Below are 15,002 nucleotides of genomic sequence, written 5' to 3' on the forward strand. Positions count from 1 at the left end.
AATGCCCACCCGTCGCCCGCCGCCACCCTCGAAGGAGGCGCTGCGCGCCATGAGTAACATTCCTGAGACGGGGCGGACCTCCCGTATCAACACCCGGCTGATCGCCATTCAGATCCTGGTCTTCTCGCTGCTGGCGACGCTCGGCGGGCGGCTCTGGTACCTCCAGATCCGCAACGGCCAGGAGTACGCGGCCAAGGCCAGGTCCAACCACGTCCAGCAGGTCATCGAGCCCGCCACCCGCGGCTCCATCCTCGACGCCCGCGGCGTGCCGCTGGCCGACAACCAGACCCGGCTCGTGGTCTCCGCCAGCCGTACCGACCTGATGAAGATGAAGGACGGCGGCAAGGCCGTCCTCGCCCGGCTGGCCAAGGTGCTGGACATGCCGGTGCAGGAGATCCGCAACAAGGTCCGGCTCTGCGACGCCAAGACCCCGCAGCCCTGCTGGAACGGCTCGCCCTTCCAGCCGATCCCGATCACCGACAAGGCCACCACCCAGCAGGCCCTGCAGATCCGCGAGCGCGCCGAGGACTTCCCCGGCATCAGCGCCCAGCCCACCGCCGTCCGCCGCTACCCGGCCCCCGGCAAGGCCAACACCGCGCAGGTCCTCGGCTACCTCTCGCCGGTCACCGACGCGGAGATCCAGAAGGCCAAGAACGGCCCGTCGCCGCTGCTGCGCTCGGACCAGGTCGGCCGGTCGGGCCTGGAGCGGCAGTACGACAACTACCTGCGCGGCAAGGCCGCCGTCACCCGCTACGAGGTCGACAACCTCGGCCGGGTCATCGGGCAGGCCGACAGCGACAAGGGCCAGGCCGGCTCGACCCTGGTCACCAGCATCGACGCCCGCGTCCAGGCCATAGCGGAACAGCAGCTCGACAAGGCCATGAAGGACGCCCGCGCCCAGATGGACCGGAACACGGGTACCAACTACAAGGCGGACTCGGGCGCCGTGGTCGTCATGGAGGCGAAGACCGGCCGGGTGGTGGCGATGGCCTCCAACCCCACCTACGACCCCAACTCCTGGGTCGGCGGGATCTCCGGCAAGGACTACGCCAAGCTGACCGGCAAGAGCTCCAACTACCCGCTGCTCAACCGCGCCATCCAGGGCCAGGCCGCCCCCGGCTCGATCTTCAAGGTCATCTCGACCTCCGCCGCGGTCAACGCCGGCTACCCCTTCGACGGCCACTACCCCTGCACCAGCGCGTACAGCATCGGCGGTCAGGTCTTCCGGAACTTCGAGGGCGAATCGGAGGGCGACATCAGCCTGGGCCGTGCGCTGGAGGTCTCCTGCGACACCGTCTTCTACCGGATCGGCCACGACGAGTGGAAGAAGGACGGCGGGGACAAGCCGGTCAAGAACCCCCGCGACTGGTTCTACAGGACGGCCCACCAGTTCGGTCTCGGCAAGGAGACCGGCATCGACCTGCCCAACGAGGTGCGCGGCCGGGTCCCCGACCGCCAGTGGAAGAACGCCTTCTGGAAGGCGAACAAGGACAGTTGGTGCGCGCACCCCAAGGACGGCAACGACTACGTCTCCAAGCTCGCGCGGGAGAACTGCCTCGAAGGCATGAAGCTGCACGCCTACGACTCGATCAACTACGCCATCGGCCAGGGTGACACCCTCGTCACCCCGATCCAGATGGCGACGATCTACGCGGCGCTCTCCAACGGCGGCACCCTCTACAACCCCCTCGTCGGCAAGGCCGTCGTCAGCCCGGACGGCAAGTCGGTGAAGATGATCCGGCCCGAGGCGCACGGCCATCTGCCGGACAGCCCGGCGACCATCCGGCAGATCGACGCCGCGCTCCAGGGCGTGACCGAGCGGGGCACCGCCGCCTGGCGCTTCCAGGGCTGGCCGCAGGACAAGATCCCGATGCACGCCAAGACCGGTACCGCCGAGGTCTACGGCAAGCAGACCACGTCGTGGTTCGCGACGTACACCAAGGACTACGCGGTCGTGATGACCATCTCCCAGGGTGGTACCGGCTCCGGCGCCTCCGGCCCGGCCGTCCGCAACATCTACAACGCGCTCTACGGCGTCAACGACAAGGGCGAGATCGACCCCGAGGCCGCGCTGCTCCCCAGTCCGGAGAAGAAGCTGCCCAAGATCGAGAGCGACGGCACCATCCTCGCGCCGCCCATCAAGCCGCCGGCCGACCCGTCGCCGTCCCCCTCCGGGAGCCCCCAGCAGTGACCACGCCGCTCTTCTCCCGGACCTTCTCCGTCCGCCGCTACGCTCCCGACCGGGGCGTCTGGGGCCGGCTGACGGCACGCGACTCCGTGGTGCGCAGGCTCGACTGGGTACTGCTGCTGTCCTGCCTGGTGCTCTCCCTGATGGGGTCGCTGCTGGTCTTCTCCGCCACCCGCAACCGCACCGAGCTCAACCGTGGCGACGAGTACTTCTTCTTCGTCCACCACCTGCTGAACACCACCATCGGCATCGGGCTGGCCGCCGGCACCATCTGGCTCGGCCACCGCACCCTGCGCGGCGCCGTGCCGGTCCTCTTCGGCGTCTCGGTGGTGCTGGCGATCCTCGTGCTGACCCCGCTGGGCGCCACCATCAACGGCTCCCGCTCCTGGCTGGCGATTCCCGGCGGCTTCTCGCTCCAGCCCGCGGAGTTCACCAAGATCACCATCACGCTGGGGATGGCGATGATCCTGGCGGCCCGGGTCGACGCCGGCGACCGCCCGTATCCCGACCACCGCACCGTCGTCCAGGCGCTGGGCCTCGCCGCCGTCCCGGTGGGCGTGATCCTCCTGATGCCCGACCTCGGCTCGGTGATGGTGCTCGGCGCCATCATCCTCGGCGTGCTGCTGGCCAGCGGCTGTTCCAACCGCTGGATCCTGGGCCTGCTGGGCACCGGTGTCGTCGGCTGCGTCGCCATCTGGCAGCTCGGGCTGCTGGACGCCTACCAGATCGCCCGGTTCGCCGCGTTCGCCAACCCGAGCCTGGATCCGGCCGGCGTCGGCTACAACACCAACCAGGCCCGGATCGCCATCGGCGGCGGCGGGCTCACCGGCTCCGGTCTCTTCCACGGCAGCCAGACCACCGGCCAGTTCGTCCCCGAGCAGCAGACCGACTTCATCTTCACCGTCGCCGGCGAGGAACTGGGCTTCCTCGGCGCGGGATTGATCATCCTGCTGCTCGGCGTGGTGCTGTGGCGCGCCTGCCGGATCGCCCGCGAGACCGGCGAGCTCTACGGCACGATCGTGGCCGCCGGCATCATCGCGTGGTTCGCCTTCCAGGCTTTCGAGAACGTCGGGATGACCCTGGGCATCATGCCCGTCACCGGTCTGCCGCTGCCGTTCGTCTCCTACGGCGGCACGTCGATGTTCGCGGTGTGGATCGCGATCGGGCTGCTGCAGTCGATCCGCGTCCAGCGGCCGGTCTCCGCCTCCCGCTGACGCCGCCGGGCCCGCGCGGGGTCTCAGCGGCCCGTGTGCAGCTCGAACCACAGCGACGTGGTGTGCGGCGGCCCCTCGAAGGGGGTCGTTCCCCAGTCGTCGGCGAGCCGGCTGATCAGCAGCAGGCCGTGCGCCGGGTCCCGGTCGCCGGGCGGGCAGGGGGGTCCCCCCTGGACCGGAGCTCGTCGGAGGCCCTTGGGGGCCGGGGAGGGGACCGGCGCCGGGCCCTCGTCGTGCACGCTGATCCGCAGACCCTGCGGCGCGGTCAGCACCCGCAGCAGGATGTCCGCGGAACCGGGCGTGCGGAGGTGGGCCCTGGTGACCGCCTCCGAGGTGAGCAGGACGGCGGTGTCCCGGAGCGCGGCGAGCGGCCCGTCGCCCAGCACCGCCCGGACGAAGTCCCGGGCGGTCTTCGGGGTGCCGGGCCGGCTGGGCGCCGTGAGCAGATACGGGCGGGCGCCCGCCGCGACGCGGAAGGCGGGCCGGGCGAGGGCTGCGGTGTCGGGGTGCACGGTGTCTCCCGGAGTCGGTCGAGGCGATTGCCACGCTGTGTGGACGACTAGTCACACACCGTAAAACACCGTGCGTCGGCGGTGCCACCCGTTTCTGGCGCAGACCGATGCCGGACGGCTGGTCGGGCGCCCTGTGGCTGACTAGATTCGATGCATGGCGCACACCGTGCGGGAAATCGAGCGGAAATACGAAACGGGCCCCGACGCCGGCCGGTTGCCCGACCTGACCCGCGCCGGCCGGGTCGCCACCGCGGCGGCACACGACCCCCAGGACCTGGACGCCGTCTACTACGACACCCCCGACCAGCGCCTCGCCGTGGACGGCGTCACCCTCCGCCGGCGCACCGGCGGCCCCGACGAGGGCTGGCACCTCAAACTCCCGGTCGCGCTCCCCGAGGTCACCGGCGCGGTCCGCGACGAGATCCGCGCCCCGCTCTCCGACGCCCCGCCCGCCGAACTCACCGCCCTGGTCCGCTCACGGGCCCGCGGCGCCGCCCTCGTCCCCCTCGTCCGCCTGCGCACCCGGCGCACCGTCCACGACCTCCGGGACGCCGCCGGCCGGCCGCTCGCCGAGGTCGCGGTGGACGAGGTACGGGCCCGGCGGCTGCACCCGGAGGGCGTGAAGCGGAAGACCCGCTGGCGGGAGATCGAGGTCGAGCTGGCCCCCGGGGCCGACGCCGGCGCCGGCCAGAAGCTGCTGGACGAGGTCGAGCGGGTGCTGACCGACGCCGGCGCGCGCCCGGCCGCAGCGCCGTCGAAACTGGCCCGCGCCCTGGCGGAGACGGCGCCCGAGACGCCGTCGGCGGCCGCCCCGGAGGCCGCCGCCCGGCCCGCCGCCCAGGAAGCGGAGGCCGCCGAGGGCACCGCCGGCGACATCGTCCTCCGCTACGTCCGCGCACAGGTGCGGGCCCTCGTCGAGCTGGACCCGGCGGTCCGGCGCGACCTGCCCGACGCGGTGCACCAGATGCGCGTCGCCACCCGCCGGCTGCGCAGCGCCTTCCGCTCGTACGCCAAGGTCCTCGACCGTGCCGCCACCGATTCGCTGGGCGCCGAACTCCAGTGGCTGGCCGCGGAGTTGGGCGCCGGACGGGATCAGGAGGTGCTCGCCGACCGGCTCACCGCCGCACTGGCCGAGGTGCCCCGCACGCTACGGCTGGGACCGGTCTCGGCCCGGCTGCGCACCTGGTCGGTCCGGCGCCGCGCGGGCGCCCGCGACCGGCTGCTCGACGCCCTCGACAGCCCCCGCTACCTCGCCCTCCTGGACGACCTGCACGCCCTGCTCGACGCCCCTCCGCTGCGCGGCCCCGCCGCCCGCCCCGCCCGGCCCGTCGTCGCCGGCGCCGTCCTCAAGGACTACCGGCGGCTGGCCCGCCGCATCGAGACCGCCCTCGACACCCCCGCCGGACCGGCCCGCGACGAGGCGCTGCACAGCGCCCGCAAGGCCGCCAAGCGCACCCGGTACGCCGCGGAGGCGGCCACTCCGGCGATCGGCCGCCCGGCCCGGAAGTTCACCCGGCGCGCCAAACAGCTCCAGCAGCTGCTCGGCGACCACCAGGACAGCGTGGTCGCCCGCGCCGCCCTGCGCGAGCTGGCGACCCAGGCCCACCGGGCCGGCGAGAGCGGCTTCACCTTCGGCCTGCTCCACGGCCGCGAGGAGGCCCTGGCGGACCGCCGCGAACGGGAGCTGCCGGGGCTCTGGGCGAAGGTCTCCCGCCGCCGGCTCCGCAAGGCCCTGCGGGCGTGAACGGGGCAGCGCCCCCGCCCGCCCCACGGCATCCCGGGACGCCGCCTTTCAAGATCACCCAAGATCACCCGAGATCGCCGTGCCGAGGGGTGACTCCAAGCGGGTTACGCTTGTGAGTCGCCCCTTGTCAGCCCACGAAGGTTCGAGATGTCCGAGTCGGTTTTCCCGCAGCTCGAAGCTCTGCTCCCGCATGTGCAGAAGCCCATCCAGTACGTCGGCGGTGAGCTGAACTCCACGGTCAAGCCGTGGCAGGAGTGCGACGTCCGCTGGGCACTCATGTACCCCGACGCGTATGAGGTCGGCCTGCCCAACCAGGGCGTCATGATCCTCTACGAGGTCCTCAACGAGCAGCAGGGCGTCCTCGCCGAACGCACCTACAGCGTCTGGCCGGACCTCGAAGCGCTGATGCGCGAGCACGGCGTCCCGCAGTTCACGGTGGACTCCCACCGGCCCGTCAGCGACTTCGACGTCTTCGGCCTGAGCTTCTCCACCGAGCTCGGCTACACCAACATGCTCACCGCCCTCGACCTGGCGGGCATCCCGCTGGAGGCGAAGGACCGCACCGAGGACCACCCGGTGGTGCTGGCCGGCGGGCACGCCGCCTTCAACCCCGAGCCGATCGCCGACTTCCTCGACTGCGCGGTCATCGGCGACGGCGAGCAGGCGGTCCTGGACATCACCCGGATCATCCGCGAGTGGAAGGCCGAGGACCGCCCCGGCGGCCGCGACGAACTCCTCCTCCGCCTCGCCAGGACCGGCAACGTCTACGTCCCCAAGTTCTACGACGTCGAGTACCTCGCCGACGGCCGTATCTCGCGCGTCGTCCCGAACCGCTCCGGCGTCCCGTGGCGGGTCTCCAAGCACACCGTCATGGACCTCGACGAGTGGCCCTACCCCAAGCAGCCGCTCGTCCCCCTGGCCGAGACCGTCCACGAGCGGATGTCGGTCGAAATCTTCCGTGGCTGCACCCGCGGCTGCCGTTTCTGCCAGGCCGGCATGATCACGCGTCCCGTCCGGGAGCGAAGCATCACCGGCATCGGCGAGATGGTGGACCGGGGTCTGAAGGCCACGGGCTTCGAAGAGGTCGGCCTGCTCTCCCTCTCCTCCGCGGACCACACCGAGATCGGCGACGTGGCCAAGGGCCTCGCCGACCGGTACGAGGAAGACAAGATCGGCCTGTCGCTCCCGTCCACCCGGGTCGACGCCTTCAACATCGACCTCGCCAACGAGCTGACCCGCAACGGCCGCCGTTCCGGCCTGACCTTCGCCCCCGAGGGCGGCAGCGAGCGGATCCGCAAGGTCATCAACAAGATGGTCTCCGAAGAGGACCTGATCCGGACCGTCGCCACCGCCTACGGCAACGGCTGGCGCCAGGTGAAGCTCTACTTCATGTGCGGCCTGCCCACCGAGACCGACGACGACGTTCTCCAGATCGCGGACATGGCCACCAACGTCATCGCCAAGGGCCGCGAGGTCGCGAAGTCCAACGACATCCGCTGCACGGTCTCCATCGGCGGCTTCGTCCCCAAGCCGCACACCCCCTTCCAGTGGGCGCCCCAGCTCTCCGCCGAGGAGACCGACGCCCGCCTGGCCAAGCTCCGCGACAAGATCCGCGGCGACAAGAAGTACGGCCGCTCCATCGGCTTCCGCTACCACGACGGCAAGCCCGGCATCGTCGAGGGCCTGCTCTCCCGCGGCGACCGCCGGATCGGCGCGGTCATCCGCGCGGTCTACGAGGACGGCGGCCGCTTCGACGGCTGGCGCGAGCACTTCTCCTACGACCGCTGGATGGCGTGCGCCGAGAAGACGCTGCCCGACTTCGGGGTGGACGTCGACTGGTACACCACCCGCGAGCGCACCTACGAGGAGGTCCTGCCCTGGGATCACCTCGACTCCGGCCTCGACAAGGACTGGCTCTGGGAGGACTGGCAGGACGCCCTCGACGAGACCGAGGTCGAGGACTGCCGCTGGACCCCGTGCTTCGACTGCGGCGTCTGCCCGCAGATGGACACCCACATCCAAATCGGCCCCACCGGCAAGAAGTTGCTGCCCCTGACCGTGAACAAGCCCGTGGCCAGCGGAAGCGGCCACTGACGCGAGCAACGCCTCACGCCGGATCGCCGACGCTCCCTGCGACTGCTGTCACAGGGAGCGTCGGCGATCCGCCGCGACGGCAGAAGCGCCCTAGGCCGGGAGCGAGAAGCCCTCGGGCAACGCGCCCTCGACGAACAGCATCCCCACCCGGACCTTGCCCTCCCGTATCGCCCGGGCGCGCCGGTACTCCGGGGAGTCGTACCACTCCCGGATCCGGTCCATGTCGGGAAACTCGATGACCATGAAACGGGAGGAATCCCAGGTGCCTTCGACCGGCTCGGGCGTGGGGCCCGCGACGAGGTAACGGCCACCGTGGCTGAGGATGGACTCCTGGGCCACGGGTGCGTAGGCCAGGCCGGCCTCCTCGTCCAGGACATCGACGTTGACGATGACGTAAGCGGGCATGAGGTCCCCCGTCCTCAGGGCGCGGCGCGTGCTGATGTCACGACTAGAGACTATTCGCGAAACGCACCGGAAGATCAGGGCCTCCCGATGGTTCCGGCGCCGACAGGGCAGGCGTGGACGTTGCGCCGCTTCACCCGTGTACTGCCGGAACCCGCGCGGCGGTGACGGCAGTTGCGGGTGCGGCACGGTACGGCCGCGCGGCGGAACTCGTATGCCCCGGGCGCCCCGATCCGGTCAGGAAAAGACGGACCAGTGCTTGCGTGGCTCGCGGCGACAGCGGATCCCGGTGGCGGCTGTGAACTCTGTGGCGTCCGTGAACTCTGCGGTGACGTGGCCCAGTTGAGCGGAGCGCTCGCTCGGGTGGACGGGCGGCCCGGGCGGTCGGGTGGCCTCAGGAGTTGCCCTGTCGTCGCTAGAGGGAGATGAGGCAGCCGATGATGGGGGGACAGTGCCCGTGGATGTGGAGGTGGAGGAAGTCGCCGTCGCCTTCGCCTCCGAGGGGGCGGGCCTGGGCGGGTGCGATGAGTCCGAGGGTCAGGATGGCAATTGCCGCTGCGAGGGTCGTTATTCGACGAAGATGCGTCATGGCTTGTTCCTCCTTGACGGGAGTTGGCGCGCCTGAAGTCAGGCGGGCCAGGAGCTGCGCATGGATACAACGGTATCCGTTTGGCCGAGTTTGCCGGGAAAGAGCTGGTCTGTTTGCGTGAGGCATGCCACGCACCTGGTGCTGGTCGACCTTGGCGTCCAGGCGGCGGGCCTCGACGTGATGCGTCGGCAACTCGCCAGCGTGTCAGGTGAGTTCGGGCTGTCTCGGTGGCGTGGTGGCTGTCGGTTCTCGATGTCCAGGGCCGCGTCCTGGCCGGGCTGAGTGGAGACTCCCTCGGCGACCCTTTCGGGGGCTTCGTGTTTGTTCGAGGGCTTCGTGGTTGATGGCCGCCCGGATGCGGTTGGAGGTCGTGGCCGGTGACGTACCGCGGCCGTTCCCGTCGCGCGGCGGCCCGCACAATGGCCGGCATGGCAGCGTTACCGGCATGACACCGTTACTGAGTGCACCGACCATCCGTGTTCATGCCTCGTTCCTGGCCGCTATGGCGGAGTTCCGTGCCGAGGGTGTGCACCGTTCCCCGCACTCCGGCCTCGGTCGCGACCTGCGGACCTGGCACCCGCGCTGGCAGTCCGCCGAGGGATTCGCCGCCTACGTCCGCCAGGTCGGCGGGGTCGCCACGGACGAGCGGCCCGACGGCCCCGTGCCGATGACCACGTTCTGGTGGGTGGACGGCACGGAGTACCTGGGGCGGATCACCGTCCGGCACCGGCTCACCCCGTCCCTGCGCGAGTTCGGCGGCCACATCGGCTACGCGGTGCGCCCCACCGCCCGCCGCCGGGGCCACGCCACCGCGATGCTGCGCGCCGTGCTGCCGTACGCCCACCGGCTGGGCATCGAGCCGGTGCTGGTGACCTGCGACGAGACCAACACCGGCTCGCGCCGGGTGATCGAGGAGTGCGGCGGGGTTTTCGAGGACCGCCGGGCGGAGAAGCTTCGGTACTGGATCTCGGCGTGATCTCGGCACGGCCGCCGCGTGACCTCTGTAGGAGCCGCGTGACCTCTGTAGAGCCCGCGCCTCGGCTGTAGGACCTGCGCTTCGGCGTGGGTGTCCGGGACGCTGCCGGCCCACCCGTCCGAATGGATTTCCCGGGACGGACGGGGTCGCGGACAGGGGCGTGGCACCCGGCCCCGGCGCCCCGCCGGGAACCGTCCGAGGCCGTGGCACGTACTCTAGGCAGAGACGTCCGGGCCCGATGTCCGCGCCCACGCGGGGACGGTCCGGACGGGGCGGCGCCAGCCGCGCCCTGACACCAAGGAGAAGTAACACTGGGCAAGCGACAGCCCGAAGGCCCGCCGCCCGCACCGGCGGTGCAGCGCATCCGACTGCGTTACACCAAGCGCGGCCGCCTCCGGTTCACCAGCCACCGCGACTTCCAGCGCGCCTTCGAGCGGGCCCTGCGCCGCGCCGAGGTCCCCATGGCCTATTCGGCGGGCTTCACCCCGCACCCCAAGGTGTCGTACGCCAACGCGGCGCCCACCGGGACCGGCAGCGAGGCCGAGTACCTGGAGATCCAGCTCGCCGAGCACCGGGACCCGGAGACGATCCGCGCACTGCTCGACGCCTCCCTGCCCCCCGGTCTCGACGTGACCGACGCCGTGGAGGCCCGTACCAGCGGTCTCGCCGACCGGCTCCAGGCGTCGGTGTGGGAGATCCGGCTCGACGGGGTCGCCCCCGAGGAGGCCGGGCGCGCCGTCGAGGCGTTCCTCGCCGCCGAGGAGGTGCCGGTCGAACGCCGCACCAAGAACGGCATGCGGACCTTCGACGCCCGGGCCGCGGTCGCGCGTCTGGAGGCCGCCCCGGCGGAGGGCAACAGCGCGGGCCCCGCTCAGGGCGATAGGCCCGACGGCAATGCCTGTGCGATACTGCGGCTGGTTGTTCGGCATCTGACACCTGCCGTTCGACCCGACGACGTCCTGTCCGGCCTCCGGGTTACGGCCGACCTGGCGCCGCCGGTCCCCGCAGCGGTGACCAGGCTGGCGCAGGGGCTGCTCGATGAGGAGACCGGCACGGTGACCGACCCGCTGGCGCCCGACCGCGACGCTGCCACGGCCGCCCCAACCGCGGCCGCCGGGCTGAGTACCGCGACGGTGCAGGGCGGGGCCTCCCCGGCCACTTCCGGGGACGGCACTGCGTAGGACGCGTCGTCGCGTCGCCGATCAGCCAGGGCGCCACCCCGGTCCGGCGGACGCACTGACCAGGAGACTTTCGCCGGTCCGGACCCCGGGCCCGGCGAGCGAGACGACAGCTCCCGTGCGGCGCACGCGCCCCGGACGGCGGGACCGCGCCCAGCGCGCGGACCGCGGCCGGAAGCAGGCGCGGCGCCCGGGAGCGTGACGGGAGAACCGCCCGCATGCTCGAAGCTATTGAGCCCACCGAATCCTCGCGGCCCACGGACCGCGAGAGCGACAACAACCACTCGCCCAGCGACACGCTGCCGCCGCGCCGCCGGCGCCGCGCGGCGTCCCGCCCGGCCGGTCCGCCGGCCGGCGCCGCCGAGGCCGCCGTGGTGAGCACCGACCGCCCGGCCGAGGGCTCCGACGCCACCGGTACGGCCGACACCGCGCCCGCCGCGCCGCAGGCCGCCGCCGACGAGGAGAAGCCGGCCCGCCCGCGCCGCCGGGCGCCCCGCAAGGCCACCTCCCCGGCCGGCTCCCCGCGCGCCGCCGCGTCCGCGGAGACGCCCGAGGCCGCCGAGGCCCCGGCTGCTGCCGCCGTCGAGGAGGCTCCGGCCGCCGCCGCGGAGGAGGAGCCGCGTCCGGCGCGCACCCGCCGCCGGGCCACCCGTAAGGCCACCGCTCCGGCCGGCGCGCCGCGGGCCGCCGCAGAGGAGAGCGCCGCCCCGGAGGCGGTCGAAGCGCCCGCCGCCGCGGTGGAGGCCCCGGCCGCTCCCGCCGAGGAGGAGCCGCGTCCGGCCCGTACGCGTCGTCGGGCGACCCGTAAGGCGACCGCTCCGTCGGCCGCCCCGGAGCCGGTCGTCGAGACGCCGGCCGCCGAGGAAGAGGCGGCGGACGAGGAAGCCGAGGAGGCGGCCGAGGCCGTCGCGGCGCCCGCCGCCGAGGAGGAGCCGCGTCCGGCCCGTACGCGTCGCCGGGCGACCCGTAAGGCGACCGCTCCGGCCGCCGCGGAGCCCGCGGCCGAGGCACCCGCCGCCGAGCAGCCGCCGGCCGCCGAGGCCGAGGCGCCGCGCCGCCGGACCCGCCGCCGTGCCGAGCGTCCCGCGGAGCCCGCGGCCGCCGAGGCGCCCGCGCCGCAGGCCGAGGAGAAGCAGGCCGCCGAAGCACCGGCGCGTGGCCGCCGCCGGGCGCAGCGGCCGCCGACGGCCGTCTTCCAGGCCCCGGTCTTCGCCGAGCCGATGTTCCAGACCCCCGAGAGCGCCGCCGCCGAGCACGCCGCCCGCCGCGAGGCGGAGGTGACCACGGAGACGCCGGAGGAGGCGCCGGCGGGTGCCCCGCGCCGCCGTCGCCGGCGCCGCGGCGAGCCGGCCGAGGCCGCCGCGACGGCTCCCGTGCAGGTCGAGGAGACCGTGACGGAGGAGGCCGCGGAGGCTGCCGAGACCGCCGAGGTCGAGGAGCCCGAGGAGGAGCAGGCCGAGGCCGGGGCCGGCGAGGACGGCGACCGTCCCTCGCGCCGGCGCCGCCGGGGCGGCCGTCGTCGCCGCCGCGGTGAGGCGGCCGAGGGCGCCGAGGAGCAGCCCGAGGCTGCCGAGGGCGAGGAGCCGGCCGAGGAGGCCGCCGAGGGCGAGGAGCCGGGCGCCGAGGAGCAGCCGGAGTCCGGCACCAGCAGCAGCCGTCGTCGCCGGCGCCGCCGCCGGCGCAGCGGCGAGACCGCCGAGGCCGAGGGCGTCCACACCGACGACCCGGAGCGCACCGTCGTCAAGGTCCGCGAGCCCCGCAAGAAGGAAGAGCCCTCCGACGAGGTCCAGTCCATCAAGGGGTCGACGCGCCTGGAGGCCAAGAAGCAGCGCCGCCGCGAGGGGCGTGAGCAGGGCCGCCGCCGGGTGCCGATCATCACCGAGGCGGAGTTCCTGGCGCGCCGGGAGGCCGTCGAGCGGGTGATGGTGGTCCGCCAGAGCGGCGAGCGCACCCAGATCGGCGTGCTGGAGGACGACGTCCTCGTCGAGCACTTCGTCAACAAGGAGCAGGCCACCAGCTACGTCGGCAACGTCTACCTCGGCAAGGTCCAGAACGTCCTGCCGTCGATGGAGGCCGCCTTCGTCGACATCGGCAAGGGCCGCAACGCCGTGCTGTACGCGGGCGAGGTCAACTTCGAGGCGCTGGGCATGGCCAACGGGCCGCGCCGCATCGAGACCGCGCTGAAGTCCGGCCAGTCCGTCCTGGTCCAGGTCACCAAGGACCCGATCGGTCACAAGGGTGCCCGGCTGACCAGCCAGGTCTCGCTGCCCGGCCGTTACCTCGTCTACGTCCCGGAAGGGTCGATGACGGGTATCAGCCGCAAGCTTCCCGACACCGAGCGGGCGCGGCTGAAGCAGATCCTGAAGAAGATCGTTCCTGAGGACGCGGGCGTCATCGTCCGCACCGCCGCGGAGGGCGCGAGCGAGGACGAGCTGCGCCGGGACGTGGAGCGGCTGCAGGCGCAGTGGGAGGAGATCCAGAAGAAGGCCAAGGCGTCCTCCACCAGTTCGCCGAGCCTGCTCTACGGCGAGCCGGACATGACCGTCCGGGTCGTCCGCGACATCTTCAACGAGGACTTCTCCAAGGTCATCGTGAGTGGTGACGACGCCTGGGAGACCATCCACGGCTATGTCTCGCACGTCGCGCCGGACCTCGTCGACCGCCTGCAGCGGTGGACCTCCGAGGTCGACGTCTTCGCGACGTACCGGATCGACGAGCAGCTGATGAAGGCGCTGGACCGCAAGGTCTGGCTGCCCAGCGGCGGTTCGCTGGTGATCGACAAGACCGAGGCCATGGTCGTCGTCGACGTCAACACCGGGAAGTTCACCGGCCAGGGCGGCAATCTTGAGGAGACCGTCACCCGGAACAACCTGGAGGCGGCCGAGGAGATCGTGCGCCAGCTGCGGCTGCGCGACCTGGGCGGCATCGTCGTCATCGACTTCATCGACATGGTCCTGGAGTCCAACCGGGACCTGGTGCTGCGGCGCCTGCTGGAGTGCCTGGGCCGGGACCGGACCAAGCACCAGGTGGCCGAGGTCACCTCGCTCGGCCTGGTCCAGATGACCCGCAAGCGGGTCGGCCAGGGCCTGCTGGAGTCGTTCTCCGAGCAGTGCGTGCACTGCAACGGCCGCGGCGTGATCGTCCACATGGACCAGCCGTCGGCCGTCGGCGGCAAGCGCAAGAAGAAGGGCAAGGCGGGCGCGAACGGTGCCCAGCCGGAGCAGGCGGTCGAGGTCGCGGCCGAGGCCGTGCCGGCGGTCGCCGCCCCGGCGGAGGAGCCGCTGCCGGAGCTGGAGCCGGTCGCGGTGACCGAGGCCCAGCTGCAGCCGTCGGTGGACGGCACCGACGAGTGGTTCGGTAGCGCCGCGGAGGCCGAGGCCGCCGCGACGGGCCGGAGCCGTGGCCGCCGCCGGGCCAGCCGGAAGGCGACGGCACCGGCCGGCGCGCCCAAGGCCGCCGAGGCCGCCGCGATCGTGGTGCCGGCCGCCCCGGCAGCCGAGCCGGAGCCTGCGCCGGAGCCGGTCGCCGAACCCGCGCCGGCGGCGGAGACCGCCCCTGCAGCCGAGCCCGCACCGCCGCGTCCGCGTCGCCGGGCCACCCGCCGGGTGTCCGCTCCGGCGGGCTCGCCGGAGGCCGCGGACGAGGCGGCGGGGACGATCGTGGTCGGCACGCCGGCCGCGGAGGCCCCCGCCGGGGCTCCCGAGCAGCCCGCCGAGGCCGCCGAGGGTGTCGAGCCGGCGCCCGCGGCGAAGAAGACCGCGAAGAAGGCGGCGGCGAAGAAGACCACCGCCAAGAAGGCCGCGGCGAAGAAGACCACGGCCAAGAAGACGGCGGCGAAGAAGACCACCGCCAAGAAGGCCACGGCCAAGAAGACCACCGCGAAGACCACCGCGAAGAAGACGACGACGAAGAAGACGGCGGCCAAGAAGGCCACGGCCGCGTCGGCGTCCACTCCCGCGGAGGACTGAGCAGTGCCCGGGCCCGGACCGTCGCGAGGCGGTCCGGGGCCGGTTTGACCCCCTGGTCGAGGCCCCGTAACCTTGACCGTCGGTGTCTGTGTGGCACCACCCCTTCTGAGCAAACACCTCTCGGCCACGCCGAGGGA

General features: G+C 72.7%; 10 protein-coding genes. 7 read left to right on the forward strand and 3 right to left on the reverse strand.

The features are described 5' to 3' along the window. Positions 1–49 precede the first annotated feature (49 nt). Both mrdA and ACRAS8_RS23580 read left to right on the forward strand, forming a co-directional pair. Positions 50–2,191, forward strand: coding sequence for a penicillin-binding protein 2 (gene mrdA, locus ACRAS8_RS23575; protein WP_438487988.1), 2,142 nt, complete (start codon positions 50–52; stop codon positions 2,189–2,191). Next, positions 2,188–3,402 (forward strand): FtsW/RodA/SpoVE family cell cycle protein, encoded by a 1,215-nt coding sequence (locus ACRAS8_RS23580; protein ID WP_438487989.1) that lies wholly within the window; start codon positions 2,188–2,190, stop codon positions 3,400–3,402. Before mrdA ends, ACRAS8_RS23580 begins: the two co-directional genes overlap by 4 nt. A gap of 23 nt (positions 3,403–3,425) precedes the next feature. On the opposite strand, the gene ACRAS8_RS23585 is transcribed toward ACRAS8_RS23580, so the two are convergent. Beyond that, on the reverse strand, positions 3,426–3,914 hold the full coding sequence (locus ACRAS8_RS23585; protein WP_438487990.1) for an ATP-binding protein: 489 nt from the start codon (positions 3,912–3,914) through the stop codon (positions 3,426–3,428). 154 nt (positions 3,915–4,068) lie between these two features. On the opposite strand from ACRAS8_RS23585, the gene ACRAS8_RS23590 reads away from it, so the two are divergent. Further along, entirely contained in the window at positions 4,069–5,658 is a 1,590-nt protein-coding gene (locus ACRAS8_RS23590; protein ID WP_438487991.1) for a CYTH and CHAD domain-containing protein, read from the forward strand. A 147-nt stretch (positions 5,659–5,805) separates the two neighbouring features. Beyond that, a complete protein-coding gene (locus ACRAS8_RS23595; protein ID WP_438487992.1) occupies positions 5,806–7,752 on the forward strand; it encodes a TIGR03960 family B12-binding radical SAM protein in 1,947 nt (648 codons plus the stop codon). Between the two features lie 90 nt (positions 7,753–7,842). Here the strand turns inward: ACRAS8_RS23595 and ACRAS8_RS23600 are convergent, their stop codons facing one another. Next, positions 7,843–8,157: a DUF1330 domain-containing protein gene (locus ACRAS8_RS23600; protein WP_438487993.1), complete on the reverse strand. Its 315-nt coding sequence runs from the start codon at positions 8,155–8,157 to the stop codon at positions 7,843–7,845. 412 nt (positions 8,158–8,569) lie between these two features. Continuing rightward, positions 8,570–8,743, reverse strand: a complete 174-nt coding sequence (locus ACRAS8_RS23605) for a hypothetical protein (RefSeq protein ID WP_438487994.1) — start codon at positions 8,741–8,743, stop codon at positions 8,570–8,572. 445 nt (positions 8,744–9,188) lie between these two features. On the opposite strand from ACRAS8_RS23605, the gene ACRAS8_RS23610 reads away from it, so the two are divergent. From ACRAS8_RS23610 to ACRAS8_RS23620, 3 genes are all read left to right on the forward strand, one after another. Beyond that, a complete protein-coding gene (locus tag ACRAS8_RS23610) occupies positions 9,189–9,719 on the forward strand; it encodes a GNAT family N-acetyltransferase (RefSeq protein ID WP_438487995.1) in 531 nt (176 codons plus the stop codon). Between the two features lie 353 nt (positions 9,720–10,072). After that, positions 10,073–10,900 (forward strand): TIGR03936 family radical SAM-associated protein, encoded by an 828-nt coding sequence (locus ACRAS8_RS23615; RefSeq protein ID WP_438487996.1) that lies wholly within the window; start codon positions 10,073–10,075, stop codon positions 10,898–10,900. A gap of 215 nt (positions 10,901–11,115) precedes the next feature. Next, complete coding sequence (locus ACRAS8_RS23620) at positions 11,116–14,865, forward strand: Rne/Rng family ribonuclease (protein ID WP_438487997.1); 3,750 nt, start codon at positions 11,116–11,118, stop codon at positions 14,863–14,865. Positions 14,866–15,002 lie beyond the last annotated feature (137 nt).

The sequence above is a fragment of the Streptomyces sp. S186 genome, assembly GCF_051603415.1.
GTDB lineage: Bacteria > Actinomycetota > Actinomycetes > Streptomycetales > Streptomycetaceae > Streptomyces.